Genomic DNA, 26,012 nt, shown 5'->3' on the forward strand with positions numbered 1-26,012 from the left:
AGTCGATACTATTCTGCCCCATCCTGTAGCTTTAAACCTGATATCAACGGCAGCAGCCCCAAGTAAAATTACATTGCATGTTTTACACCTTTTTTAACAAGTACCCAGTTCGCTGGATAGCTTGTACAAAAGCCAATAATCATGGCGATTTGCATCATGAACCAAAAGACCGCGCTGTCTGGTTTGGGTGCCTGTGTAAAAAAGACATAATGTGATAAAGCCATCCAGCCGAACATCCCTATTTCAAACGCAATAAGCGACCACGTATCTGCTTTTACCGCGTTTTTCAGCTCATCTTTTGAGCCGTTATCTTTCATACTCATACCGTAGTATTGAAAAGCAATTCCCGCTATATAAGCAAGAATAAATTCCACTACGTAATCTGCAAAAAGTACGCTTCCGGCAATCGTCCATCCCGTTAAAAATACGATTGGTGCACCAATTAAATCTCCGACCGAGCACCCGCTGCTGCAGTGCGTAGTCGATACAAAAACACTTTGCCAAAAAGGCTTTTCACTATGATGGTGCTCGTGATGATCACCCTCATGAGCATCATGCGTATGATCAGAGGAATGATGAGCATGATCGTGTTTTTTTCGATCTTTACGCCCTAATTTAAAGTAAAACCATATCCCAGCGACAGGAAAATATAGCCCCGTAATAGGCCACACAATATTCATCACAAACATCATCTGCGGATGCCTGATCACGTCGATTGTAATAACTAAAAATTGAATAATTCCGATTGCAATAGCGATATAAGAAAGTATTTCTAGCCAGCTCATGTGCTACACTCCTTTAAGATTTATCTATCAACCACATACCCTCCACCCCTATATTTAAACGTAAAAAGAGAGACTGCTCATTACTTAATAAGTTTTACAGCACTCTTATGTTTATTATGTTTACTAAACTAAACTATAGTCTAATGTAATAGGGAGAAGAAAAAATAAGGAGGAATTTTACAATGTCTAACGAAAATTATCAAACTGTTATTCAAACGCTGCATGACTGTATGAGTGCTTGTAACCATTGCTTTGATGCTTGTCTAAAAGAAGAAAATGTGGGTATGATGGTGGACTGTATTCGCTTTGACAGAGAGTGTGCAGATATGTGCGGATATTTGGAACAAGCTTTAGAAAGAGGAACGCCTTTCGTTGCTGAACTGGCTGGAGTTTGCGCCGAAATTTGCGAAAAATGCGGTAACGAGTGTAAGAAACACGATCATGATCACTGTCAAAGATGTGCAGAGGCCTGCTTGAAATGCGCGGATGAATGTAGAAAATTAGCTGCATAATCTTTGGAACATAAGAAAGCTAGAACCCTTGAAGCGCATTTCAGGCATTAAGGGTTCTTTTTAGTGATGCGGGAAGAGAGAATCTATAGGCTTTCTAAAAAACGAATAAACCTTTTAAGACTTTGCGAGCGCTGCTTCCCTTTCTTTACTATAAAATCAATTTGAACGTCTTCTGCAAGCTCTTGGTATTCAATTCTTTTCATATCACCACGAGAATTTACTACGCTGGCCGGGACTACACTCATCCCAAGTCCATCGCGGACACCTTGTAAAATCGCTTCTAATGAATCAAATTCCATCATGTTGGCTTTATGTGTATGATGTTCTTTTGAAAACGCTAATAGTCTGTTTCTATAGATGCAGTTCGCATCACTATTGATGAGCAGCATTGGTGAGGTTTTTTCTTCTATATCTTCAGACGTAGGTGAGATGAGTACCACCTTTTCTGCGTAGTGATAAACTCTTTCAAACTGAGCCCCGTTATAGGTACCGCTAAGAAAAAGTCCATCAATTTCCCCGTACGAAAGCATTTCTTGCAAGACTTGTTTTCTATCTGTTTTTAGTTTAACTTCAATATTTCGATATTCTTTCAGAAAAGATGAGAACAAAGAAGGAATTTTAATAGCAGAAACTGTCTGCGACGCACCAATGATTAAAGATTTTCTAAACTTATTCGGATTAACTTCTGCTTTAGCTTCCTCCATTAACAGTAAAATACGCTGGGCATAGTTAAACAAAGCTTCTCCTTCATCCGTTAACGTAACTCCTCTATTTGTACGTGTCAGTAATTTAGTACCTAACTCTTCCTCTAAGTTTTTTATTCGCTGGCTGATATGCGGTTGAACATACCCTAATACTTCCGCAGCTTTTGATAGTGATTTTTCTTCTGCCACACATTTAAAAATTCGTAAGTCTTGGCTTTCCAATTTCAATTCCTCCGTTGATATCATTTTAAATGATACCTCTCTTAGTATTACCTATTATATCCTTTTTTCTATCGAAGATATAATAAAAGATGTTGAGAGAAAGGAAGGTTAAGAGAAATGAACGATTTTAAAAATGATTTTAAAAATAAAGTATTTATTATTACCGGCGGCGGCACTGGTGTAGGCAAAGCAACAGCTTTAAAGCTAGGCGATAAAGGCGCAAAACTTGTGATAAACTACAGCAACTCAGAAACAGAAGCGAAAAAAGTTGTGAAGGAGATTACTGAAAAAGGAGGCATCGCATTTGCTTTTAAAGCGAACGTAGCCAACGAGCACGAAGTGAATGAAATGATTCATCAAACGATTACACAATTCGGACGGTTAGATGGATTAGTGAATAACGCTAGTATTACTGCTCAAATCCCGATGCATGACTTAGAGTCTGCAACGGATGACGTATGGGACTCTTTATATGATGTAAACGTAAAAGGCATGTTTCACTGTGTAAAAGCAGCCGTTCCACATATGAAAAAACAAAAGTCAGGGGCGATTGTTAATGTAGGAAGTGTTGCCGGCAAAACTGGAATTGGCTCTTCCATTCCCTATGCAGCAACAAAAGCAGCGATTCATACGATGACGAAGTCGTTAGCGATTGCCTTAGCCCCCCATATTCGAGTAAACTGTATCTCTCCTGGTGCAGTCGATACAAGATGGTGGTCTGGCAACGAAGATAAAATGTATCAGCTGGCAGGAAACCTACCTCTTCAGCGCATTTCTTCTCCTGAAGATATCGCAGATGCTATTTTGTTTCAGGTAAAGCAAGAGTCCGTAACGGGCCAAGTGTTTACGATTGATAACGGGCAAACTCTTTAAGCATACGTGAATATTCCTAAAAACAAACCCCACTACTAGCAAGAAATAGTAGCGGGGTTCTAACAAGGCTACTGATTCAACCTCTATTTACCCAGTGAAAATCCTTCAAACAGCCGGCCTCCATGTGGCGCTAACACTTTATCCACCAGTTGAATTACTTTATCTTTATTTCCTGTTTTATAAAAGGTATCAAATGCCTCTACAAACTCTTTGCTAAAGCGTTCATTATAATCATTCAAAGACCGGACAATCCATTTAGAATCCCCGATCCAATGACCATTCGTTCTTAAAACAAATTCATGCGTTATGTAAGCGAGCGTATTGGCTATAAAAAGTGATTCACCTGTATTTGAAGAACCAATTAAATCATCTAAGGCATCGCTTATAAAATACCTTTTTAATCTAATCGTCTCTTCCGACCATTTTTCAGGGCCTTTTTCAAGCAATTGTGCAGCTTCTTTTTTTATAGCCTGCATCACTCCTTTATCCTCTAAAATAATTCCCTCGGAAATCATTCTTGGCAGTGACGGTCTAGCCCTCTTACAGTCGCTTTTAAAAAAGGCTTGATATGAAGTCAGATTATGAGCAAAAACTTCAATTGCCCATCCAAATTCAATGAGGGACTCCCTAAAAGAAGAAGTAAAACTCTCATCAAAAATAACAAGGTCAAGGTCGGACGTGCGCGTAGTTTCTCCTCTCACCACGCTTCCAGCGAGTAATGCGCCTTGACAGTTAGGGTAATGTTTAAGAATGAATTGTGTAGCTGCTTGCAGCGGTTCTAACCTTTTTAGCTCTTTCATCGTATTCCTCCAAAAAACAATATATATGGTTTTTCTGGTTAGAACGTGTAAATTCCTTTAAATTAAAAGCTAAGCGTTTGTTTTAATGCCTCAATAGAAGTTCGAAACCCCGCTTCAACCGACATTGTTAAATCTTCCATTTCTAAAGAAACTTCTTCATCATAGCCCATCATCTTAACAACAGAGAAAAACTCTTTCCACCACTGTAAATCTTGACCACAGCCTACGGCCACGTAATTCCAGGCTCTATTTGCTACATCCGTCACTTCTTTTGTTTCCATCACTCCGTTCACTGCTGATAGATGTCTCTCAAGGCGCACGTCTTTTCCATGAACATGGTGAATGGCCGCTCCTAATTCTCTAGCTGACAAAATAGGATCTGCGCCCATCCAGATTAAGTGGCTTGGATCTAAATTTAATCCTACGATAGGTCCTACCGCATTACGAAGTTTAAATAACGTTTCAGGGTTATAGACTAGTTGAGAGCTGAAGTTTTCAAGAGCGATTTTTTCAATATCGCAGGCTTCAGCTTTCTTAACGAGCTCTTTCCAGTAGGGGATGGCTACTTCATTCCACTGGTAATCTAAAATCTCTTTTAACACTGGAGGCCAGCTTACTGTATACGTAATCCAGTTTGGAATCTTGTCTTCAGGACTTCCGGCTGGTAATCCGCTCATCATGATCACTTTCTTTACACCTAATAACTTTGCCAGTTCAAACGTTTTATCCGTTACTTCCCGATGTTCTCTTCCCAGTTCACCTGGATCTAAAGGATTTCCAGAACAGTTTAACGCACAAAGCTTGATGTTACGCTTTTCTAATGCATGTAAAAATTCACTTCTCTTATCATCACTTTCTACTAATTCATTTAGTTTTAAATGGGGTGCCGGAGACCAACCCCCTGTGGTCATTTCGATTGTATTGATTCCCATCTCTGTGATTACATCTAACATTTCTTCAAAAGGTAAATGTCCCAAACTGTCTGTTACATAAGATAATTTCATTGTCTTCTCCTCCTAAAAATTTCGTCTACAGCTTTTAATCTCAATAAGCTAAAAACACTGATTGTAAACGTTTTTATTTAATTTTAATAAAGTATAGCTATTATTATATAATTCCGAATCTTAATCGTCTTTGCTTTAAGAAGACTACTTTTTATCTTTTCAGGACATTTTTGAACCTTATTAGTTTTATTCCATAAAAATAACTCTCCTCTGCTTGGGACACATGTAAGCAAAGAAGAGTTGGCTAATCTTTATATGCAGTTGTTTTTAATTTTGTATATAGATTACGAAAACGTCCTGGTGAACTGCGCATTGAAGCTGTAAAAACCCGCGTAAAGTAGTGAACATCTGGAAATCCTGTTTCTTGAGCAATATCTCTAATCGATAAATCAGTTGTTTTGAGCAGTATCACAGCTCTTTTAATTCTTTCATTTTGTACATATTCCGAGTAGCTGACACCTAATTCAGTTTTAAAGAGACGAGACAGATGCCGGCTAGATAGGTGTAAATGAGTCGCTGTCTCCGTAAGTTTAATAGAATTGGCTAGATTATCTTTAATGTATAATTTTGCTAGATTAAGGGTTAAAGAAGATGTCTTTTGAACAGCTTTCTGATAATGGTAATTTAAAGGCAAAACAAAAGTATTTATGAGCGAAAGAATAAGAGAATGAGCTAAATTTGTCAGTATTTCTTCAAAAAAGACATCTTCTCCTTTTGCGGCATGGTTCAAAAGAAACTTCCAAATGAATGGAGCCGTTCCATCTTCTTTTACATCTATTACTACTTTAGAACATCGTTTAGCTTCTTCTATTAGCTTGATGCACTTTTCAGTTGATTCTGATTCAACCAGTTCAAAGCCTACATACAAGAGAAAAAGCCCCCTATCGCTTTTTATGTGGTGTAATACGCCGGGCTTTGAAAGAAATAGTGTATTTTCTTTTACCGGATAGGGATGCCCGTCGTCTATATAAATTCCTTTCCCTTCAAGCACGTAACACACCTCAAAGAAAGAATGTTTATGAGAGACATTATCATAGTGCTTGGGCATAACTCCCCAATAATGAACGTGAAAAGACGCTCCGTTTCCTTGTGTACGATGAACACGTTCATTTAAAGAAATTTTCCCCGCGATAAGATTAGCTGTCATATGCTTCACCCCCTTCTTATCTGAAGGAATCTGTAATTTATAAGAAATTTCAGAATTTAAATTCCGTTAAAATGTGAACATGATTGATGACGATGATTAGCCGTTTTATGTCTGACAGCTTAACTAGTTACAGAAGATGGTTTTATTTCTTTAATTGTTTTGACGATAAACACCGGAACAGGCAGCAAGCTGAGTTTTCCTAATGAAGTAATGATGCGAATATACTTCATTTCACCTTCCACATCAATTTCATCTCCGATACTCCAGCATTCCATTGATTTTTGGCTAAGAACAGGAAGAATTTTCAGTGCATCGCCATCAAAGGAGATGTTATCTTTCACCTCTAAAAAAGAAAGATGATCCATTCTTTTATAGTGATGCTTTGGATATGTTCTTTTTTTGAATACTGTTCCCTTAATCCTCACTAAAGTCACCTTCTCTTTTTTATCAGAGTATTCCTTCCGCTTTGCTGTAAACAAGAGAAGACAAAGGTGATGGTCTCTCTTGTTTACTTCTCAGCAAAAAACATCATAGCATGTAAACAGCACTAGTTAATTTTCTTAGCTGAGCCTTCAAGCTGGATAAAATTTTTCACTGTAGCTTTACTTCCGCAAGACTCGCGTACGATTAGTTCATCTTTTAATACAAACTTTTTTTGTTCTAAGGCTTTTCCGCTCATCAATCCAAGCAGTAATTCCATCGCTTTTTTTCCAATTTCATATTTAGGCTGCTCAATTGTTGTAATATGTGGTTCAATGATATCCGACATTTTTGAGTTATCAAATCCGACTACAGCTATATCTTCAGGCACTTTTAACCCGCTGTCTTTTGCGGCTTTTATCGCTCCGATCGCCATTTCATCGTTAAAAACAAATACGGAAGTTGGCCGTTGTTCTAACGATAATAAGCGAATCATTTGATGATAACCGGACTCTAGGCTAAAATCTCCTTCTTGAATAAAAGCGGAATCCACGGGTAAATCGTGGCTAATCATCGCTTGGCGGTATCCTTTTAATCGATCACGGCTTAAGATAACATTCATAGGACCAGTGATATGCGCAATTTTGGTATGCCCAAGGCTTATTAAATGCTCCGTTATTTTTCGCGCCCCGCTAATATTATCAATAGATACGGTAGAAATATCTAAGCCATCAATGTACTCACACGCAAGAACCGTAGGGAACTGTCTGGAGACTTGTTCAATTCTGTCTTTATCCATACGGGCTGTTAGAAGGATCATGCCGTCCGCTTGCTTTTGGAATAATAAATCAACAAACTCTCCTTCTCGCTCAATGTCATTTTCTGTATCTCCTAAAATTACTCGGTAACCGCTGTTAATCGCCGTATGCTGAATTCCTTTAAGAACTTCAGAAAAAAACGGATGAGTAATATCAGGAACAACTACTAAAATGGTTTTTGTTTCTTTTTTTCTAAACTGTCTTGCGATGATATGGGGCTGATAATTTAATTCTTCAATGGCTTTTAAAACTTTTTCCTGCGTTTCTTTGCTTACTAGGTGGGGCTGACTAAGAACTCGCGAGACAGTAGCTGGAGCTACATTAGCTAGTTTGGCCACATCACTCATTTTAACTGACATATGTTCACTCACCTTTATCTGTAGTAATTAACATTTTATAATAAAAAGTTCTATCCGTTTTGCATCTATCTTTATTATACATTACTAGCATAATAAAGCCTCTCTTTATCATCATGATGGAGTCCGGATAGAACAATTAAGGCTATTTTAAACTAGCTATGCCCACAAGTTCTGATCTTCTTTCAAGCATAAACCATGAAAAGTGATGCAAAACATATCTCGTTATGCTTTGCATCACTTCAGTCAATCACGTTAAATGTTTAGGCCTTCTTTAATATTTAATCCTTCTCTAATTGACTTTAACGTTACTTCGTTTGACCATTCCGGTCGATCAGGGTAAGCAAATACAGAGTTTGTTACGATGCCGTCAAATTTAATTTCTCTTAATTTGCGATACAGTGCGTCAAAATCAATTTCTCCTTCACCAGGATTTAAATGCTGGTGAATCGTTACTTTCGCATCAGGTGGATTTACAATATAGCGCAGTCCAAACGCTGCTTTATGGTTAAGAGTATCGGCAATCAGAACGTGTGCAAGCAAATCACCTGCTTCATCAATATGCTTTGCTACATCGCCAATGCCATCGTCATAAAAGAAAGCATGAGGGACAGAATAAACTAATTTAATCCAGTCTTTGTCCAGCGCACGAATCATTGCAATTGCTTCTGTGTTTAACTCAATAAAATCATTTGGATGCGATTGAAGGTTAAGCTTAATTCCTTCTTTTTCAAAAATCGGCATCAGCTCTTCCATCGATTTAACAAAAGCCGCTTCGCTTTCAACAGGGCGGCTCTTGTCGCCGCTGAACTCACTGTTCATTAAATCTACTTCCAGCTCAGAAGTAATTTCGATTGTACGCTTCCAGTTCCTTACTGCCGCTTCACGTTCCTGCTCATTTGGTGAAGACCACTGCTGTACCGGAAGCACAGACGAAATCTTTACCCCCGCATCGGCACAGTATCTTTTTAAGTCTTTTATACGCTGTCTATCAACTTTTGGATATTCATAAAACCAAATAAAATCTTTGCGCGGAGATAACTCTACGTATTCATAGCCTAATCTTGCAACTGTATCAATCGTATCTTTTAAACTTGTATTGTCACGGTAATGTGACGGATCATATGCTAAACGCAATGTAAGGCTCCCCTTTCTTTTATGCACACCAGACGTGTCCATCCCCTAAGTTTTAGTTAAGCTGTTTTGTAAGCAAACCGTTTTTACAATTACAGTTTGCCTGCTGCAGTTAACGTTTTATGGTAGAAATCAGGACGTTCACCTAACGAAATAGGAACAATGTTTCCTGATTTTTTTGCTTCTAAGCAAGCATCTGAAGTAACGGCCGCAACGTAACCGTCCCAAGCAGTAGGTCCATTCACTTCGCCTTTAAGCGTTGAGTTAATCCAGTCTTGCAGCTCTGTATCATAAGAGTCAATGAATCGATCTTTCCAATCTACTAAAATTTCAGTAGATTTTTTTGCTTCACTGCGCAACACGACGCTTGAAGGCTCAGGTAAATTAGCGATTCCTGTTTCTCCTACTACTTGACATTGAATATCATAGCCGTACTGGCAGTTTACAAAAACCTCAGCATCAATTCGAACGCCTTGCTTTGTTTCAAGCAGCACCATAATTGGATCTTGCAGATGTTCAAGTGCCTTGCTCGTTTTTCGCGGTGCCACGATTTGAACAGATACATAATCGTCATTTAATAACCAGCGCAAAACGTCAATTTCATGGATGAACGTATCAACAATTGACATATCGCCCGTGTATGTATCAGGTACCGTAGGATTTCTGTGTGCGCAGTGAACCATTAATGCTTCACCAATTTGCCCGCTTTCAATCACTTTCTTTAAAGCACGATACCCTGTATCGTAGCGGCGCATATAACCAACTTGCACCAACGGCTTGCCGTGTGTAATTTCAGCGTCAACGATTCTTTTACAGCCTTCTGCCGTTGTAGCAAGCGGCTTTTCGCAAAATACAGGTTTTCCGGCTTGAATCGCTGCCAGCACAAACTCCTCGTGCGTCGGCCCCCAAGAAGTCACAACAACTGCATCTACTTCTTCTGATTTAATTAACTCATGTCCATCATCGTAAATAACGGCATCCAAGCTTTGATTTTTTACCACAGCTTTTGCTTGTTCTTGGTTTACATCCGTAACCGCAACGATTTTTCCGCCTGATAACGTGTTTGTAATTCTTCTAATATGATCTTGTCCGATTGCTCCTGTTCCAATAACACCAATTTTCAACACCATAATCTATGGCCTCCTTTAATATGTGAGCTTTAAAAATAGAAATAAATGCTTGGTTCCACGTTTTATTTTGCTTTAAAAACTTTATTTGACGCTTCTTTCTTATCCCATGCCGCTGCAAAAACAGTAGCGGTTAACCCTAAGGCTGCTGCAAAAAAGAAGCCTGCTTTAAGTCCCGTCCAAGAATTTAATATTCCTGCAGCAAAAGGACCTCCGAATATCCCTAACGCATACAGAGCTTGATAGCCTCCCATCGCCGTAGCTCTTTTTTCTGCAGCTATTCTTTCAATAGACATTCCTAGCATAAGAGGAAACACTAATCCTAATGAAAACCCGTTCACGCTTTGAATGATACAAAGCAAAAGTTTATTTTCCGTCATAGGAATCATACAGGTAAAGAATGCAGCCAGAAAAAAAGCGGCCTTCAAGATGCTCCATTTTCCAAAGCGCCAAACAAATAGCTTTTCCATAATAAGAGGAGCAGCCGCATGAGGGATCATAAAGGAAAAGACAATCAAACTCAGCTCGCTCTCTTTAAATCCTGCGCTTAATGCGTACGCAGGAGTAAAACCAAACATGGTCGTGAAAATAAAGCTGTGTGCTAGAATAGACAGCAGCGAAATTTTTAATAGCGACGGCTCTTTTATTACGCTCATTAATTCTTTAAGCTTTATAGGCGATCTCTTTACGTTCTCTTTGGGCTCGTAAATGAAAAGAGAAAGAATAGTGCCTATTACACTCAAGATTGTTCCTATCCAAAACGGAGCATGCCATCCCCACTCACTTACAATGTAACCGCTTAAACTCATACCCAAAAGCTGAGCCAAAACCACTATAAACGAAATGATATTCATAGCACGAGTCGTTTTTTCACGTTCAAAGTAGCTTGAATATAAAATCGTAAAGGCAACCCACGTTGCAGCTGCCAATCCAGCCAAGCAGCGTGATATAAACACGCCTATTAAGCTATCGGTCAACGAAAATAGCAGGCAGCTTGACATGCTGGCTATCATGCCGAAGATAACAAACGGTTTTCTCACTTTCACAAAGTCTGAAAAGATCCCGAGCGGCAAGCGACATAATAGCTGCATGAGTCCATAGCTGCTTAACACTACACCAATAAAGGCATACTTGCCTCCCAGCCCTTCCATATAAGGAGACAAAATAGGTACGTAAATAAACTGTGAGAACCAAAAGATAAATGAAACGGCTGCAAAAAGATACTTACCTTTGACGGTACTTATAGCACTCAACTAATCACTTCCATTTTGTTGCGACGCAAAAACCGACTTTTATTTTTTTATACGATTGTACTACAGGGTACTAGCAAATGTCGCTAGTATCCCATCGTACGATAAGTAAATTCTTAGTAGCGTGCCGTAACCATTTTCTTTCTTGTATAAAACTCTACGCCGTCCGTACCGTTGGCATGAAGATCGCCATAGAAAGAGTCTTTCCAGCCTGAGAATGGGAAGAACGCCATAGGTGCCGGCACCCCTACGTTCACTCCTAGCATGCCTGAATCAATATTTTCACGGAACTCACGTACGCTTGCGCCGCTGTCTGTATAGATACAAGCTCCGTTTGCGAATCGAGAATTATTAGCAATGTCAATTGCTTCTCCTAATGTTTTTACACGCACGATAGAAAGCACCGGTGCAAAGATTTCGTCTTGCCAGATTTTCATTTCTTGTGTAACGTTATCAAAAATAGTGGGTCCAACAAAATAGCCGTTCTCTTTTACCGCGTGATCTTCTCGGCCGTCACGAACTAAGCGAGCTCCTTCTTCTACGCCAGCTTCAATATAGCTAAGCGTACGTTCTTTATGGTTTTCACGAATAACCGGCCCTAAGAAAACATCTTTTTCTAATCCGTTTCCAATGACAATATTGTTTGATTCTTGAACAAGTCGTGAGATTAATTCATCTGCCACGTCTTCTTGCACCGTCACGACAGATGCTGCCATGCAGCGTTCACCTGCTGAACCGAAAGCAGCTCCGATAATTTGTTTTGTTGCTACGTTTAAATCTGCATCGTGTAATACGATTGAGTGGTTTTTAGCACCCGCTAATGCTTGAACACGCTTTAAGTTTTCTGTACCTTTTTTATACACATATTCAGCTACTGGCTGTGAACCTACAAACGAAATTGCTTTCACTAATTTATGTTCAAGAAGGCCGTTTACCACATCATGCGCGCCGTTGACAATGTTTAATACGCCTTTTGGCAATCCAGCTTCTTCAAATAATTCTACTAATCTTGCTGCTAAAAGCGGCGTGCGCTCAGACGGCTTTAATACAAATGTATTACCGCAAGCAATTGCAAGAGGGAACATCCAGCAAGGAACCATCATCGGGAAGTTGAACGGCGTGATCCCGCCAATAACACCGATTGGATAGCGATACATGCCAGACTCAATGCCCGTTGCAATATCAGGAAGCTGTTTTCCCATCATTAACGTAGGAGCACCCGCTGCGAATTCTACACATTCAATTCCGCGCTGTACTTCTCCGCGCGCTTCATTAAAGCTCTTTCCGTTTTCAAGCGTCACAAGCTTCGCTAACTCGTCCCAGTTATCTACTAATAGCTGCTGATATTTAAATAGAATACGTGCACGTTTTGGCACCGCAGTTTTTGCCCATCCTTTGAAGGCTTCATTTGCAGCCTGTACCGCTTGATCTACATCTGCTTTTGTGGAAAGAGGTACCTCTGCAATGACTCCACCCGTTGCAGGATTATAAACTGGTTCTGTCAGACTTGTAGATGAATCCACCCATTCGCCGCCAATATAGTTTTTTACTGTTTTTACTGTTGTTTGTGTCATGTTCATTCTCCTCTCAATTTTTGATTACGCTTGTTGCAGAACTTCTTCGGCTGTATCCATAAACTGCTTAATTTCTTCTACAGTTGGCATTGCATCTGAAGAACTGTGTTTTGAAATAACGATGGAAGCAGAAGCACCGCCAAATCTCATCGCTTCAGGAATTGTAAACCCTTGCATTAACCCGTAGATAAAAGCAGATGCGTAAGAGTCGCCAGCTCCAAATGTTTTAAGCACTTTCGTTTTAAAGATGCCGCCTCGATGAGACTGGCCGTCTTTTGTATAAGCAATCGACCCTTCTCCTCCATGCTTGATTACGACAATCTTAGCATGATGGGAAAACCATCGTTCAGCTGTAACTTGATCATTTGATTCTTCATAATTTAAAAGCTTTTCCATCATATCGAATTCTTCTCGCGTACCGATTATTACGTCTGATTTTTCTGCCGCTAAATTATAGTAGACGGCAGTCTCAGCTTCTGATTCCCACGTATACGGACGGTAGTCCACATCAAAGAATACAACTACGCTATGTTTTCTCGCATATTCAAGAGCAAGAAACACGGCTTCTCTTGAAGGACTTTTAGCAAGAGCAGTTCCAGAGATAAGCAGCGCTTTTGATTGCTTAATATACTCTTCAGAAACTTCTGTTGGATGGAGCTTTAAGTCTGCCACGTTATCACGGTACATCAGGATGCTGCACTCTTCAGGACTTTTAATTTCAGTAAAGGCAAGTCCCGTTACGGCTCCTGTTTGATCAATTACAATGCCTTCAGTGTTAATGTTATTTTGATTTAAATATCTAGTGCTGAACCGCCCCATTTGATCATCTGACACTTTTCCAATAAAGCCTGTCTTCATTCCAAGCCTTGAAAGACCAATGGCGATGTTAGCAGGAGATCCTCCTACGTATTTTGTAAACGTCATCGTTTCTTCCATTGGGCGATTAAATTCATTTGCATTTAAGTCGATGCAAAGCCTTCCTACTGCAAGAAGGTCAAATCGCTTTTGTGAATCAAATGTTAAATAACTCATACTCGCGTCGTCTCCTTACTTTAATGCTAATTTTTCTTCCATAACCCATTCATGATCTTTGCTATTATTAAATTTCCATGTTCGCACAGGACCAGCCATGACGTTTAAATAATAAACTTCATAACCTGGAGGCGCAGATACCGGGTGATACCCTTTAGGAACCAAGACTGCATCTCCATCTTTAATGACCATTGTTTCATCTAGAGATTGATCGTCCGTATATACTCGTTGAATTGCAAATCCATGTCCTGGGTTGACTTTATGGTAATATGTTTCTTCTAAATACGATTCATGCGGCAAGTTGTCTTGATCGTGCTTATGAGGAGGATAGCTTGACCAGTTTCCTTCCGGCGTAAACACTTCCACTACTAGCAGACTATCGGCCGGCTTTTGTTCTGGAAGAATGTTATGGACTTGTCTCGCGATATTTCCTGCTCCGCGATGCTCTACACCTACATCCTGCGGCGTAATTAAACGAGCAGGGTATGTACCTTTTCCAGGTGCTGCGCAAACTGCAATTTCTAAGTCGGTTACAGCTTCTACTTCATAGTGATCATCATTCGATACATATACGGAGTACGGAGGGATTTTTTCAAAGATATTCATTCGCTGTCCGATGTTTTCCCATTTCTCTTCTTTTGTAGAAATGTTGGACTTACCGGTTAAAATCACAATACAAATCTCTTGATTTTCCGTATTTTTTTTTAGCTTTTGGCCTTTTTTTAATGAGTAAACGTCAAAGCCAATGTACTCCCATCCTGCAGATTGTGGGGTGATGCTTAGTACGTTTCCATCACTGTCAGCTGTTTGTGTTGGTACGATTAAATCAGCCATTCCTTTCCACACCTTTCTATTTCTTATTTTTTAACGTGTTTATGCTAGGGACACTCTTTAATCAAGCAAACTGGATATTCTAGCTTTTTAAAAGATTAATATTTTCTTGCCTTTTGTAACTGGCTTTCTTTGCCTTCAAACGCCGTTTGAACGTTTGAGCTTTCAGATACAGCTGCTACTCCTACATGCCACCAAGAATCGTAGCCGTCCGTCATTGTTTTTGGAAGAACTTTAATGTCAATCAGTGTACTAACACTTTGTTTTTTTGAATCTTCAATGGCATATTCAAGTTCTTCCATCGTATACACTTCGTATGTTTTGGCTCCGTACGCAGCTCCAGATTGAGCAAAGTTGATGCGCATAATATCTCCATCAAGCTGCCCCGTCCGCGGGTTACGAACGCGGAACTCTGTGCCGAAGCTTTCAATTCCATTATCCATCTGCAAGTTGTTGATGCAGCCAAAGCCGGAATTATCAAAAAGAACAATATTTATTTTAATTCCTTCTTGAATGCTCGTTACCAGCTCACTATGAAGCATTAAGTAGCTTCCGTCTCCTACCATTGCATACACTTCTTTATCCGGCTCAGCCATCTTAGCGCCTAAGGCAGAAGCAATTTCATAGCCCATACATGAATATCCGTATTCAAGGTGATACGTATTACGTTCATTTGAGATCCACATGCGCTGAAGGTCACCCGGGAGGCTTCCCGCTGCACATGTAATAATAGAATCAGGTGCAATGAGTTCGTTTACTTTACCAAGCACAGTGGTTTGGACAAGTTCGGTGCTTAGGCTATCTTTATACTCCGACAGGCTTTGATCAAAATGCCCTTTAATTTCCGGAATAAATTCTTCGCCTGTGTATGCAATATTTTTTAGTCGAGCCAGCTCTTGATTCCACTCTGATTTGGCTTCTTCAATTTCAGTTTCATAGTCTGATTTATAGCCTTCTAATGCAGACGAAAGAGCTTCAAGACCCACTTTGGCATCCGCGACAATTTTAGTAGCCTCCAATTTTGATGCGTGAAATTCAGAAATGTTAATGGTTAACACATCCGTCTCAGCGTAAAACAGCTTTGAAGAAGTTGTGAAATCTGTAAAACGTGTACCCACGCCAATAATTAAATCCGCTGATTGCGCTATTTTATTAGCAGCGCTATTCCCCGTTACGCCAACTCCTCCTAGATTTAAAGGATGATTGCTTTCAAGACCGCTTTTTCCAGCTTGCGTTTCGCTAAATGGAATATGAAACTTTTCAGCAAATGCAGCAAATGTATCCGCAGCCTCTGAATAACGAACGCCGCCGCCTAAAATAAGAAGAGGCTTTTTCTTTGATTTAATCAGCTCTACTGCATTTCTGATACTTTCTTGCGAAGGCTCGCGGCGTTCAATAAGGTGGGTACGCTCACGGAAGAAACTTTCTGGAAAATCCCACGCTTCCCCTTGTACATCCTGCGGCAGCGCAATTGTAACGGCTCCTGTATCTGCCGGATCTGTTAATACACGCATCGCATTGATCATAGCCGACATCAGCTGTTCCGGACGGCTGACTCGATCCCAGTACTTGCTGACGGACCGGAAAGCATCATTTGTAGAAAGAGATAAATCATGCGTCTGTTCAATTTGTTGAAGAACCGGGTCCGGCTGGCGAGTGGCAAACACATCGCTTGGCAAAAGCAGCACCGGAATATTGTTTGCAGTAGCTGTCGCAGCCGATGTAACCATATTCGCTGAGCCTGGACCAACGGAAGAAGAGCAGGCCATGATTTGCTTTCGATGTTTTTGTTTGGCAAAGGCTACTGCAGCATGAGCCATCCCCTGCTCGTTTCTACCTTGATACACTTCAAGCTCGCCTGGGTTTTCTTGCAGCGCTTGCCCGATCCCCACCACATTTCCATGTCCAAAAATGGTGAATACTCCTTTAATGAAACGCTCTTTTTTCCCATCAAACTCTACATATTGCTGATTTAGAAATTTTACTAAAGCTTGACTAGTTGTTAACCTTATCGTTTTCATATACCTTCCTACCTTATCTTCTGAAATTAATCACCATCAGATTGATTTTTCTACCCTTTTTCACATTTTTAAATGAAATCGATTTCATTTAGTATAATAAATGAGGTTCTATCCTTTTACTTCCTAGCTCTTTCCTTTGTTTCAGCTGCTATTTAGCGATGAGACAAATACTTTCAGCCCCTGCACTTTTTAACGCTTAAAGATGGAAAAAAGCTCGAAAATTCATCATAAATTCTACTTTCAAATGAAATCGATTTCATTTGGTGTTAAAAAAATATTTTTCAAACTCCATCTTTAACTTCCCCATCATTTTTCCATACTCTGTCTTACCTGTAAAACCAGTTTTATTATACATGTAGCTTCGTTTGATGAAATCGATTTCATCTAATTTTAAAAGCGCTTTCTTATCTATGAACCTAGTTTATAATATTCAGTTTACTTTGTAAACACTTTTTTAAAAATTTTGTTAGTTTATCTTTTTATCCACTGTAATCGCTTTCTAGATAAGCCCGATGTGAAGAAAAAAGAAAAGGCATACTTCTTTTGTATGCCTACTAGCTCTTAGTCTAAGCGTATGTATAATCACTCAAAAACATTTATTCTTCCGCAAGGACAAACGTAATCTCATTTTCTTTTGCATAGTGCTGATAGCTGACGTCCACTTTATCTGTAATTAAATAATCAATTTCATGCAACTGACAATACGTAACCATTGCATACTTATCAAATTTTGTATGATCTGCTAATAAAAACACTTTCGTACTTCTTTTTATGACAGTTTCTTTAATTTCACTTTCAACGGGCGATGAATTGGTAACTCCATTTGATATGGAAATACCCGTAGAAGCCATAAATACTTTATCAAAGTTGTAGTTTTTTACAGGGTTGGCATGGTTAAAACTTGAAAATGATTGAGTTTCACGTTCAAGGTAGCCGCCTGTAGAAATTACTTTTAACGCATCAAAAGGCAAGGCTTTTACTATAACGTCTAAACTATTAGTAACAATCGTGATCGATTTGTCTTTTAGAAATTCAATCATTTCTAACGTAGTGGTTCCTGAATCAATAAAGATCACGTCTCCGTCTTCTACATACTGAGCTGCCGTTTTGGCAATCAAACGCTTTTGAAACTGATTTCTTGTTTGTCTTTCATTAAATGATTCAAGCTTCACATGGTTAACAGCTACGCCGCCATATACTTTTTTTATATGCCCTTCATCCACTAACTTTTGAACGTCGCGTCGAATCGTGTTTTTGGAGACTTCAAACACTGAAACCAAATCATCTAATGAGACAGATTCATGTTCAAAAACATACTCTTGAATTTGTTGAATTCGCTTCGTTTTTAACATTTCTACCTCCCCCGTTTACCTTTCTTTTCGCTTTTTTGTTACTTACTATTATAACCTTTACAAAAGGCATTTTCTAGAAGTGTAACCGCTAAAACAAAGAGAGATTGAGACATGACTACATCAATTCCAGCTAAAGGCAAACAAGTTAGATACATAAGCTAGTAGGGATCGTTTGTTACACCGCTGTTGATTTCCATGCAAGGCTTCGCATTCCGCAGGAGTCTTCGCCTTGCCCTCCAATCATCAGCTAGAAGCAACTCATTGGATTAAAACCCTACCAAAGAAAAAAATCCGAACGAGCTGGATTTTCTATCAAGAATCTCCATTCATCGTTCGGATCTTGCTTCAACTGTAATGTTTTTATTCCAGCCTCTTTTTTATTAAGCTTTATGACTTGTATGAAACTCTCTCATTTTCTCTTTTACAGTCGCCATTACCGCTTGTTTTCCCGGTGTAAGAATGGTTCGGGGATCATACACGTCACTGTCCCTTTCCAACGTGTGACGAACCGCACGCGTCCAGGCCTGAAGGCACTCGGTGTTCACATTAATTTTCGCGTGTCCAAGAGCTATTGCTTTTTGAATTTGATAGTTTGGTATACCGGAACCGCCGTGTAAAACCAGCGGTACATCTGTTAAGTCAGCTATTTCCTTCATTTCATCAAAGCCCAGCTGCGGTTCACCTTGATACTGTCCGTGAACTGATCCTAAAGCGGCCGCCAAAGCATCGACTCCCGTTTCTTTTACAAGACGCAGACATTCACTGGGATCAGCGTACACGATGTTGCCAACAAGTCCGTCTTCCATCCCTCCGACTGTTCCAACTTCGGCTTCAACGGAGACATACTGAGCAGCAGCATAGTCTACTACTTGCTTAGTCATGGCAATATTTTCATCAATTGGGTAATGAGAACCGTCAAACATGACCGAGCTAAATCCAGCGTCGATAGCTTTTTTACATCTTTCTACACTCATACCATGATCTAAGTGAAGCGCAACAGGAACTGTAATATTCATTTCCTCTAACAAGCCTTCCATCATGCCTACAATGGTTTTAAATCCGCCTAAATAGTCCACAAGCCTGTCTGAAACGGCCGCAATGACAGGGGCTTTTTCCTCTTCGGCAGCTTGTAAAATAGCCTGTGCCCACTGCAGGCTGTTAATATTATACTGACCAACCGCATAGTTTCCTTTTTTAGCTGCTTGAAGCATATCTTTCATTGATACTAGTTTTGAAGATACTAACGTCACTGACTGACACTCCTTATCATGAATATGATTTTGTTGTTTGAAAGCTGTAGTATTCCGAGATAGCCTTAATGGTTGTCTCTTTAGCCGTCTTAATTGCTTCTTCCGCGTTTAATTGATAATATTCAGGTCGGAATAGCTCTACAGATACCGCGTCATCATAGCCTTTTTCTTTTAATGTTGAGAAAATAGCATCTAAATTAATTGCTCCTAGACCTGGCCATACTCGGTCTTCGTCTGTTAAGAAGCCAATAGGAAAATCTTCCGTGTCATCAATATGAACAATAAATATTTTAGAAATATCCGCTTGTTTTAAGTCTTCTAGTTTTGATCCCATCGCATGGAAGTGGAAGCAGTCAAGTACTAATCCTACGTTATCTCGGTTCACAGTTTGCACAATGTCATACGCTTGACCAAACGTATTAACCGTACACTGAGGATGACCTACAAACTCAACGGCGATTTTAACTCCGTAAGGTTCAGCCAATTCCGATAATTCATTCAACACTTGTACGCAGCTATTTTTAATCTCTGCTTTTACGATTTTTTGTTCTGTTACTAAAGGAACGGCTACGATATACTGAGCGCCTATCTTTTGAGCGGTTTCTAGCATACTCTTAAACTCTTCTATCACTTCCTGGTACTCTTTTTCACCGCGGTTATTAAAGAAAACTAAAGCGTTCAGCGCTAGCGGCTTAATATGATTTGTATTAAAAAACTGCGCTAAATCATCCATTGAGTGACTTTCTAAATACTCAGGGAGTTTATCCATTGTGCGAATTTCGATATAATCATATCCGTGCTTGTTGCAATACTCAAGGTCCTTTACAAGATTTGAATTTTCTAATGTTGTTGCTTCGTTAAAACATAGTTTCATAATGATTCTCTCCATTCTTTACTTAAATAATTTTATTGTCATTCATGACGTCAGCGTCTTCATTATCATAGCTACGGAACCTTTGTTCCAGTTCTTCAAGTGTAAGCCCTTTTGTTTCCGGCAAAAACTTTTTAACAAATAAAATCGCTCCGATGCCGAGTACAACAAAGACAAAAAACGTAGTGGATAAGCCAATGCTGGCCAATAAAACAGGAAACGTTAAACCTACAAGGAAGTTAATTCCCCACAGACAAAATACGGTAACACCCATCCCTAAGCCTCTTAATCGTAAAGGGAAAATTTCTGAAAGCATTAGCCACGTTACCGGAGATATAGCTCCTTGTTGAAACGCGAGAAACGTAATCGTTAGTGCTAATACGATATATGGAAGTGCCGCAGACCCTTCAAATACAAGAGAAAATATACCAATCAGCAGCAGGGCAGTAGTCGTCCCTACCAATCCTGTTATAAGCATTGGTCTGCGTCCAACTTTACCTAGCAGCCAAATTCCTACAAACGTGGCTAAAACGGAGATGACTCCATTTCCGATATTTCCAATAAGAGCAGCTTCTGTTTGAAAACCTGCGTCTTTTAAAATTTCAGTGCCGTAATACATAATGGAGTTTACGCCGGTAATCTGCTGTACAACAGCAATTCCAATACCAAGGAAAACGACTCTTCGAACCCACGGAGTTGTTAAGTCTTTAAACGTTGCTTTTTCCATTTTTGCCTCTTGTTCGTAAGCGCTCTCAATCTCTTGCAGCTCTGATTTGGCTCTTTTACTTTCCCGTATCTTTTGAAGAACCGTTAGCGCTTCGTTATTTTTCCCTTTTGACACAAGCCAGCGTGGACTTTCTGGTACTCTAAGCATGCCAAAGAATAAAAAGACAGCTGGAATGGCAGCGATTGGCAGCATATATCGCCAAACGTGAGGGTTTTCTCCTAGCATATTTCCGATAATCGCGTTAAACGTAAAGGCAAGAAGTTGACCAGTAACAATCATAAGTTCATTTTGAGTTACCATTTTCCCCCGGCTTTCAGCTGGTGACATTTCTGCTAAATATGTCGGTACGGTAACAGATGCGCCCCCTACAGCAAGTCCTAATAGAAAACGGCAAAGAATCATAACGGCTGCGTTTGGCGAAATTGTACATCCAATTGTGGAAACAAAAAATAGAATGGCAAGATACAGAATCGTTTTACGACGCCCGTTATAATCTGCTAGCCTGCCGCCTACTACAGCACCAAACGCAGCACCAAATAACAGAGCGCTCGTTACAAGACCTTGAGTAAAAGAGTTGAGATTCAATTGATCAGATTCAGACATATAAGGAAGGGCCCCGTTAATAACTCCTGTATCATATCCAAAAAGCAGTCCACCAAACGTAGAAACTAAAATGATCGTACGTAAAAATGAATGTTGATTTCCCTGTTTACCCATGCTAATTCCCCCGTCTTATTTTAAGAATGAATAACTAACTTTTCGTTAATATACTTTCGGGCCATTAAAGCATATTCCAATGGATGTGCAATAGAAGGGTCCTGTTCCGCCTCCACTACAATCCATCCTTTGTAATTGTAATCAACTAACGCTTTATACACGTTTGTAAAATCTACACACCCATCACCCGGCACGGTAAACATACCGGCTAGAAACGACTGTAAAAATGACTTTCCTTCTTTTTTGCACTGCTCCAGCACATTTCTTCTTGCATCTTTAAAGTGAACGTGTTTAATACGATCTATATGTTTATGTAATAGCTCCATATAGTCTCCGTCAGAAACGTAAATATGTCCCGTATCATATAAAAGATGAACATGATTTGCATCCGTTCCTTCCAATAACCGATCAACTTCAGCTAATGTTTGTACACCTGTTCCCATATGGTGATGATAGACAAGACGTAAACCGTATTCTGCTGCGATTTTTCCCAGCTCATTTAATCCTGCACATAAAGCTTCCCATTCTTGATCACTGAAATAAGGTTTTTCAGCGAAAACATTTCTTTCAATCCCTTGAACACTGTAAGTTTGCTCAGATACGACCGCCACATCAGCATGTACTTCCTGCAGATACTGACAATGTTTGTGAAATAAATTTGACGTCTCCTCTATCCCATCACGAATGATAAAACTGCTAAACCATTGACCTGCAATTCTTAAATTTCGCAGCTCAAGCTCTTTGTTTAATATGCTTGGTTCAGGAAAAAAACCTCCCACTTCCGTTCCTTGAAAGCCCGCTACGACGATATCGCTTAACAGATGCTGCAATGTGTTTTCTGCACCAATTTCAGGAATATCATCATTTCTCCACCCGATTGGAGCAATTCCCCACAGAATATTTTCGTTTCCCATTTTGATTCCTCTTTTCCCCTTATTGTGTAATGCTGCCTCACTAGCAACAGATAGTGATAAAACTTACCAATCTTATAACTTTACAAATGAAATCGATTTCATTTGTAAATAAAAAAACTCGTTTGTTATGTGTTGGTTAAATATTGGTTAAGTTTGAATTAATATTAATATTAAAAACGCTTTCAGTCAATAATAAAATTTCAGAATTTTTTATACACTGCAACTGTCTAAAAGCTTGTTCCTTCTAAAAATGCTAGTTATAAAAGATATCATATCCACTTATGTAACCACACAAAAAGCTTTATCTACTGTTACTTCAACAATAGACAAAGCTTTTATGAGCAAAGATATATTTCTTATTTTAATAGTATGATTATTTAGTATGAATTTATGGAATAGATTTATAAAAAATAACCTGCATCTTTTTACAATCAGTTTCCTTTTACTTTTATAATTGCTTCTCCGTAGCTTGTCATTGACGTTTTAAATTCAGTTATGAACTTCTCTACTTTTGAAATAGATTTTTTCATTTTATCGTCCCCTTCGGCTCTTATATAGCTCTATTATCAACAATTGTCTGCTGTTTGACAAAGTCAGTGGAAACGGAAACATTCCGCATGAAAACGTACACATATCTGTTAAAAGAGGCAAATCTTCTCATTTGCTTAGTATTTCATCATTTTTCTTTCTTTTTTAGGGTCTCTTCTTACGTGTTTTGCTCATCCAACAAAAAGATTTACGAGAACTCTCCTTTAAAATCGGCTTTACACTTCGTTCAAATTCCCTCGTACTAACAACAGGATCACTATGTGCATTAACGGTAGGCTTATCCTTTCTTCCCTTTCCACTTTTTATCCAAATTCCCCCTTGCCTTAAAGTTAACTTTAACGTTTAAGCTAGTTTTATAGTTTTTAAAATACAAAAAAGGGGAAACACTATGCTAATTAAAAGAATAACGGTGCAACTTTCCGGTGGACTTCTAGCTAGACATACAGCTTTGTTTGTACGCGAAGCGTGTTCGTTTCAAAGTGATATTTTTCTTGGGAAAGACGGAAAATGTGTAAGTGTAAAAAGCATTATGAAGGTAATGGCTTTGGCTGTTAAGAAAGGAGATGAAATAACACTGCTGACAAATGGAGTTGATGAACAAGCTGCCGCTCGCACCCTTGAAGAATTTCTTTTAACTAAACATAGATAGAAAGCTGCCATGCTATTCCTTCCTTTCCTTTTTTCATAAAGTCATAGAACGAAATTTTTTTCAAAAAACTCTTGCTTTAAAGTCGACTTTAACGTTTAAGCTAGTATTGTAGTTTTTAAATACATCAAGCGTAGTCAGTGAATGCAAATGTAGTAGCAACTGGTTATGTTTAATACGAAAGGATTGTGTTTTTACTTATGTGTAATAATCATCAACATACAACAACATCACGTGTTTTAAGTGCACCGCACGCAAAGGCAAAATTTGAAAATACGACAATTGAACGCAGAGAACTGCGAGCAGACGACGTTTTAATTGATATTAAGTTTAGCGGTATCTGTCACTCTGATATTCATAGTGCATTTGATGAGTGGGGCGGCGGGATGTTCCCGATGGTTCCTGGTCACGAAATCGCAGGAGTGGTTGAAGCGGTTGGCGAAAACGTAACAAAATACAAGGTTGGCGATCGCGTAGGCGTTGGATGTTTCGTTGACTCTTGCGGAGAGTGCGAGTACTGTGTGAACGGTGACGAGCAATACTGTACAAAAGGCGTTGTTCAAACGTACAATTCATTGGATTACGACGGAAACCGTACATACGGCGGCTACAGCCAAAAAATCGTCGTAAAAGAAGGATTTGTTGTTCGTATTCCTGATAACTTAAGTATGGATGCAGCAAGTCCACTTCTATGCGCAGGGATTACAACATTTTCTCCGTTAAAGCACTGGAATGCTGGCCCTGGCAAAAAAGTGGCGATCGTGGGAATGGGCGGCCTTGGACATGTAGCGATTCAATTTGCACATGCAATGGGTGCTGAAGTGACGGTATTGAGCCGTTCTAACAATAAAAAAGAAGAAGCGCTAAGCTTTGGTGCGGATCATTATTTTGCAACAAGTGATGAAGCGACATTTACTGAATTAGCTGGTCGTTTTGACCTTATCTTAAACACAGTATCTGCTAACTTAAACGTGGATCAATATTTATCTTTACTTCGCGTAGATGGAACGCTTGTTAACGTGGGCGCACCTGCTAACCCAGATCAATACAGCGTATTCTCTCTTATCATGGGACGTCGCAGCATTGCTGGTTCACTTGTAGGCGGCATTCGTGAAACACAAGAAATGCTTGATTTTGCGGCTGAACACGGCGTTGCTCCTATGATTGAAGTCATTGATGCAAATCAAGTAGACGAAGCGTACGAGCGCGTTCTTCGCAGCGACGTTCGCTATCGATTTGTTATTGACATTTCTACACTATAAGTTTTAAAAAAGCGGGCAGCTAATTGGATTAGCTGCCCGCTTTTTATTTCTTTATAAAATAAAAAACAAACGGTAAATTAGGCTTTAGATGAAAGCTCTTCCTGATACTTTTGCTCTAATTTATCATAGTAGTCGATTTTTGTTTCCACTTTTCTAAAAGCTGCGTCCAGCTCTCTTTGTTTTTCCATCATTTTCTCTCTATGCTTTTCAAATATCTGCTTGCGCAAACCGATTGTATCATCACCTTCTTGTGTTAATTCAACAATTTTACGTAATTCTAAAAGGGAAATATCTGTTTTTCGTAAGCAAATAATAAATTCCAGCCACTCGATATCAGACTCGCTAAAAATACGATTTCCGTTTTCGTCTCTTTTTATAAAAGGCAAAAGCCCCTGCTGCTCGTAGTATCGAAGCGTATGCGTAGGCAGCCCTACCTTTGCAGCGGCCTCTTTAATATGATATTCCATTCCACTATACCCTCCATCGCCATTCTTAGTACGGCGTTTGCTTTATGTATCTAAGCTTCCCTTTTCAAGGGTGCTTTCAACTCATCTTCTAGGTTTCTACTATACGATATATATAATCAAATCCGCTATTTTCTTTGCTATGAGATAACTGTATAAATAGTATCATAAAAGCGTTAAGGCAACTTATAAAGAGCTGCCGTGAAGTCAGCAGCTCTTTTCATTTATATATAAAATACGATTAATCTGCGGCCATCACTTTACTTAGTTCATTTAATAAATAATCAAGGGTTTGACTGATTCGAACTGTATTACGACTTGTAAGACCTTCTGTAAGTCCCAACATAACCATGTGCTCTCTTGCTGTTTCGATTTCTGTCATTAAGACTTGCATGACAACTCCTTTATACCACTTCACAGCTCATCACCCCTTTTTACTATACATATATCTCATATGCGGCAATCTTAAACCTATCATACAGGTTTTTGGGGGTGAATAGCGAGTTTTAGACCTTCAACAGCTGTATTTTTTATGAAGTAAATATACTAATATACTTATTGAAATAGAAAGTATCACTCCACTTACTACTAGAAGTGAAGAAAAGGCCCCCTAAATGGAGGTCTTTTCTTATTTCTTATAAAGCAGTCTA

General features: G+C 39.3%; 25 protein-coding genes. 4 read left to right on the forward strand and 21 right to left on the reverse strand.

Translation table 11 applies throughout. From position 1 onward, the window contains the following. Window positions 1-68: 68 nt before the first annotated feature. On the reverse strand, window positions 69-785 hold the full coding sequence (locus tag WKH56_RS23570; RefSeq protein ID WP_310883997.1) for a DUF4396 domain-containing protein: 717 nt from the start codon (window positions 783-785) through the stop codon (window positions 69-71). A 182-nt stretch (window positions 786-967) separates the two neighbouring features. Between WKH56_RS23570 and WKH56_RS23575 the strand changes: the two genes are divergently transcribed. Beyond that, window positions 968-1,297 carry a four-helix bundle copper-binding protein gene (locus WKH56_RS23575; protein WP_310883998.1) on the forward strand — a complete coding sequence of 110 codons (330 nt, stop codon included), beginning with the start codon at window positions 968-970 and terminating at the stop codon, window positions 1,295-1,297. Window positions 1,298-1,380: 83 nt separating this feature from the next. Here WKH56_RS23575 and WKH56_RS23580 read toward each other — a convergent pair whose 3' ends face one another. Beyond that, window positions 1,381-2,223, reverse strand: coding sequence for a LysR family transcriptional regulator (locus WKH56_RS23580; RefSeq protein ID WP_310883999.1), 843 nt, complete (start codon window positions 2,221-2,223; stop codon window positions 1,381-1,383). Window positions 2,224-2,340: 117 nt separating this feature from the next. Between WKH56_RS23580 and WKH56_RS23585 the strand changes: the two genes are divergently transcribed. Beyond that, a complete protein-coding gene (locus tag WKH56_RS23585; RefSeq protein ID WP_048019458.1) occupies window positions 2,341-3,096 on the forward strand; it encodes an SDR family NAD(P)-dependent oxidoreductase in 756 nt (251 codons plus the stop codon). A gap of 83 nt (window positions 3,097-3,179) precedes the next feature. Here the strand turns inward: WKH56_RS23585 and WKH56_RS23590 are convergent, their stop codons facing one another. From WKH56_RS23590 to iolE, 17 genes are all read right to left on the reverse strand, one after another. Then, window positions 3,180-3,896 carry a nucleotidyltransferase domain-containing protein gene (locus WKH56_RS23590; protein WP_048019457.1) on the reverse strand — a complete coding sequence of 239 codons (717 nt, stop codon included), beginning with the start codon at window positions 3,894-3,896 and terminating at the stop codon, window positions 3,180-3,182. Window positions 3,897-3,958: 62 nt separating this feature from the next. Continuing rightward, entirely contained in the window at window positions 3,959-4,900 is a 942-nt protein-coding gene (locus WKH56_RS23595) for a sugar phosphate isomerase/epimerase family protein (RefSeq protein ID WP_310884000.1), read from the reverse strand. Between the two features lie 244 nt (window positions 4,901-5,144). Continuing rightward, window positions 5,145-6,047 carry an AraC family transcriptional regulator gene (locus WKH56_RS23600; RefSeq protein ID WP_048019455.1) on the reverse strand — a complete coding sequence of 301 codons (903 nt, stop codon included), beginning with the start codon at window positions 6,045-6,047 and terminating at the stop codon, window positions 5,145-5,147. A gap of 119 nt (window positions 6,048-6,166) precedes the next feature. Continuing rightward, window positions 6,167-6,472: a hypothetical protein gene (locus WKH56_RS23605; RefSeq protein WP_043981198.1), complete on the reverse strand. Its 306-nt coding sequence runs from the start codon at window positions 6,470-6,472 to the stop codon at window positions 6,167-6,169. A 122-nt stretch (window positions 6,473-6,594) separates the two neighbouring features. Further along, window positions 6,595-7,644, reverse strand: a complete 1,050-nt coding sequence (locus WKH56_RS23610) for a LacI family DNA-binding transcriptional regulator (RefSeq protein WP_048019454.1) — start codon at window positions 7,642-7,644, stop codon at window positions 6,595-6,597. A gap of 252 nt (window positions 7,645-7,896) precedes the next feature. Further along, a complete protein-coding gene (locus tag WKH56_RS23615; protein WP_043981194.1) occupies window positions 7,897-8,778 on the reverse strand; it encodes a sugar phosphate isomerase/epimerase family protein in 882 nt (293 codons plus the stop codon). An 89-nt stretch (window positions 8,779-8,867) separates the two neighbouring features. Then, complete coding sequence (iolG, locus tag WKH56_RS23620) at window positions 8,868-9,905, reverse strand: bifunctional inositol 2-dehydrogenase/D-chiro-inositol 1-dehydrogenase (protein ID WP_048019452.1); 1,038 nt, start codon at window positions 9,903-9,905, stop codon at window positions 8,868-8,870. A 62-nt stretch (window positions 9,906-9,967) separates the two neighbouring features. Further along, window positions 9,968-11,155 carry an MFS transporter gene (locus WKH56_RS23625; protein WP_048019451.1) on the reverse strand — a complete coding sequence of 396 codons (1,188 nt, stop codon included), beginning with the start codon at window positions 11,153-11,155 and terminating at the stop codon, window positions 9,968-9,970. Window positions 11,156-11,268: 113 nt separating this feature from the next. Continuing rightward, entirely contained in the window at window positions 11,269-12,726 is a 1,458-nt protein-coding gene (locus WKH56_RS23630; RefSeq protein ID WP_048019450.1) for a CoA-acylating methylmalonate-semialdehyde dehydrogenase, read from the reverse strand. Window positions 12,727-12,750: 24 nt separating this feature from the next. Next, a complete protein-coding gene (gene iolC, locus WKH56_RS23635; protein WP_048019449.1) occupies window positions 12,751-13,758 on the reverse strand; it encodes a 5-dehydro-2-deoxygluconokinase in 1,008 nt (335 codons plus the stop codon). A 15-nt stretch (window positions 13,759-13,773) separates the two neighbouring features. Then, on the reverse strand, window positions 13,774-14,592 hold the full coding sequence (gene iolB / locus WKH56_RS23640) for a 5-deoxy-glucuronate isomerase (RefSeq protein WP_048019448.1): 819 nt from the start codon (window positions 14,590-14,592) through the stop codon (window positions 13,774-13,776). 95 nt (window positions 14,593-14,687) lie between these two features. Then, window positions 14,688-16,610, reverse strand: a complete 1,923-nt coding sequence (gene iolD, locus WKH56_RS23645; protein WP_048019447.1) for a 3D-(3,5/4)-trihydroxycyclohexane-1,2-dione acylhydrolase (decyclizing) — start codon at window positions 16,608-16,610, stop codon at window positions 14,688-14,690. Window positions 16,611-17,206: 596 nt separating this feature from the next. After that, window positions 17,207-17,962, reverse strand: coding sequence for a DeoR/GlpR family DNA-binding transcription regulator (locus WKH56_RS23650; RefSeq protein WP_048019446.1), 756 nt, complete (start codon window positions 17,960-17,962; stop codon window positions 17,207-17,209). A gap of 380 nt (window positions 17,963-18,342) precedes the next feature. Continuing rightward, entirely contained in the window at window positions 18,343-19,182 is an 840-nt protein-coding gene (gene fba, locus WKH56_RS23655; RefSeq protein ID WP_048019647.1) for a class II fructose-1,6-bisphosphate aldolase, read from the reverse strand. A 46-nt stretch (window positions 19,183-19,228) separates the two neighbouring features. After that, window positions 19,229-20,086: a 2-keto-myo-inositol isomerase gene (gene iolI / locus WKH56_RS23660; RefSeq protein ID WP_048019445.1), complete on the reverse strand. Its 858-nt coding sequence runs from the start codon at window positions 20,084-20,086 to the stop codon at window positions 19,229-19,231. A gap of 22 nt (window positions 20,087-20,108) precedes the next feature. Then, on the reverse strand, window positions 20,109-21,527 hold the full coding sequence (locus WKH56_RS23665; protein ID WP_045290907.1) for a sugar porter family MFS transporter: 1,419 nt from the start codon (window positions 21,525-21,527) through the stop codon (window positions 20,109-20,111). Window positions 21,528-21,547: 20 nt separating this feature from the next. Then, window positions 21,548-22,441: a myo-inosose-2 dehydratase gene (iolE, locus tag WKH56_RS23670; RefSeq protein WP_063247470.1), complete on the reverse strand. Its 894-nt coding sequence runs from the start codon at window positions 22,439-22,441 to the stop codon at window positions 21,548-21,550. 937 nt (window positions 22,442-23,378) lie between these two features. On the opposite strand from iolE, the gene WKH56_RS23675 reads away from it, so the two are divergent. Then, a complete protein-coding gene (locus tag WKH56_RS23675) occupies window positions 23,379-23,639 on the forward strand; it encodes an HPr family phosphocarrier protein (RefSeq protein ID WP_063247471.1) in 261 nt (86 codons plus the stop codon). Window positions 23,640-23,836: 197 nt separating this feature from the next. After that, a complete protein-coding gene (locus WKH56_RS23680; RefSeq protein WP_028414678.1) occupies window positions 23,837-24,898 on the forward strand; it encodes an NAD(P)-dependent alcohol dehydrogenase in 1,062 nt (353 codons plus the stop codon). Between the two features lie 77 nt (window positions 24,899-24,975). Here the strand turns inward: WKH56_RS23680 and WKH56_RS23685 are convergent, their stop codons facing one another. Both WKH56_RS23685 and WKH56_RS23690 read right to left on the reverse strand, forming a co-directional pair. Beyond that, entirely contained in the window at window positions 24,976-25,365 is a 390-nt protein-coding gene (locus tag WKH56_RS23685; protein WP_033580184.1) for a MerR family transcriptional regulator, read from the reverse strand. Window positions 25,366-25,603: 238 nt separating this feature from the next. Beyond that, window positions 25,604-25,780: an aspartyl-phosphate phosphatase Spo0E family protein gene (locus tag WKH56_RS23690; protein WP_223260221.1), complete on the reverse strand. Its 177-nt coding sequence runs from the start codon at window positions 25,778-25,780 to the stop codon at window positions 25,604-25,606. Between the last annotated feature and the right edge of the window lie 232 nt (window positions 25,781-26,012).

This window comes from Priestia sp. SB1, assembly GCF_038898415.1.

Bases quoted from the DNA above. Each gene is read 5' to 3' on its own strand.
- fba (WP_048019647.1), bottom strand. From the start codon at position 19,182: ATGAAAGATATGCTTCAAGCAGCTAAAAAAGGAAACTATGCGGTTGGT.
- WKH56_RS23595 (WP_310884000.1), bottom strand. From the start codon at position 4,900: ATGAAATTATCTTATGTAACAGACAGTTTGGGACATTTACCTTTTGAA.
- iolC (WP_048019449.1), bottom strand. From the start codon at position 13,758: ATGAGTTATTTAACATTTGATTCACAAAAGCGATTTGACCTTCTTGCA.
- iolB (WP_048019448.1), bottom strand. From the start codon at position 14,592: ATGGCTGATTTAATCGTACCAACACAAACAGCTGACAGTGATGGAAAC.
- WKH56_RS23665 (WP_045290907.1), bottom strand. From the start codon at position 21,527: ATGGGTAAACAGGGAAATCAACATTCATTTTTACGTACGATCATTTTA.
- WKH56_RS23570 (WP_310883997.1), bottom strand. From the start codon at position 785: ATGAGCTGGCTAGAAATACTTTCTTATATCGCTATTGCAATCGGAATT.
- WKH56_RS23650 (WP_048019446.1), bottom strand. From the start codon at position 17,962: ATGTTAAAAACGAAGCGAATTCAACAAATTCAAGAGTATGTTTTTGAA.
- WKH56_RS23600 (WP_048019455.1), bottom strand. From the start codon at position 6,047: ATGACAGCTAATCTTATCGCGGGGAAAATTTCTTTAAATGAACGTGTT.
- WKH56_RS23575 (WP_310883998.1), top strand. From the start codon at position 968: ATGTCTAACGAAAATTATCAAACTGTTATTCAAACGCTGCATGACTGT.
- WKH56_RS23685 (WP_033580184.1), bottom strand. From the start codon at position 25,365: ATGGAATATCATATTAAAGAGGCCGCTGCAAAGGTAGGGCTGCCTACG.
- WKH56_RS23590 (WP_048019457.1), bottom strand. From the start codon at position 3,896: ATGAAAGAGCTAAAAAGGTTAGAACCGCTGCAAGCAGCTACACAATTC.
- WKH56_RS23675 (WP_063247471.1), top strand. From the start codon at position 23,379: ATGCTAATTAAAAGAATAACGGTGCAACTTTCCGGTGGACTTCTAGCT.
- WKH56_RS23610 (WP_048019454.1), bottom strand. From the start codon at position 7,644: ATGTCAGTTAAAATGAGTGATGTGGCCAAACTAGCTAATGTAGCTCCA.
- WKH56_RS23630 (WP_048019450.1), bottom strand. From the start codon at position 12,726: ATGACACAAACAACAGTAAAAACAGTAAAAAACTATATTGGCGGCGAA.
- WKH56_RS23585 (WP_048019458.1), top strand. From the start codon at position 2,341: ATGAACGATTTTAAAAATGATTTTAAAAATAAAGTATTTATTATTACC.
- iolI (WP_048019445.1), bottom strand. From the start codon at position 20,086: ATGAAACTATGTTTTAACGAAGCAACAACATTAGAAAATTCAAATCTT.
- iolG (WP_048019452.1), bottom strand. From the start codon at position 9,905: ATGGTGTTGAAAATTGGTGTTATTGGAACAGGAGCAATCGGACAAGAT.
- iolE (WP_063247470.1), bottom strand. From the start codon at position 22,441: ATGGGAAACGAAAATATTCTGTGGGGAATTGCTCCAATCGGGTGGAGA.
- iolD (WP_048019447.1), bottom strand. From the start codon at position 16,610: ATGAAAACGATAAGGTTAACAACTAGTCAAGCTTTAGTAAAATTTCTA.
- WKH56_RS23680 (WP_028414678.1), top strand. From the start codon at position 23,837: ATGTGTAATAATCATCAACATACAACAACATCACGTGTTTTAAGTGCA.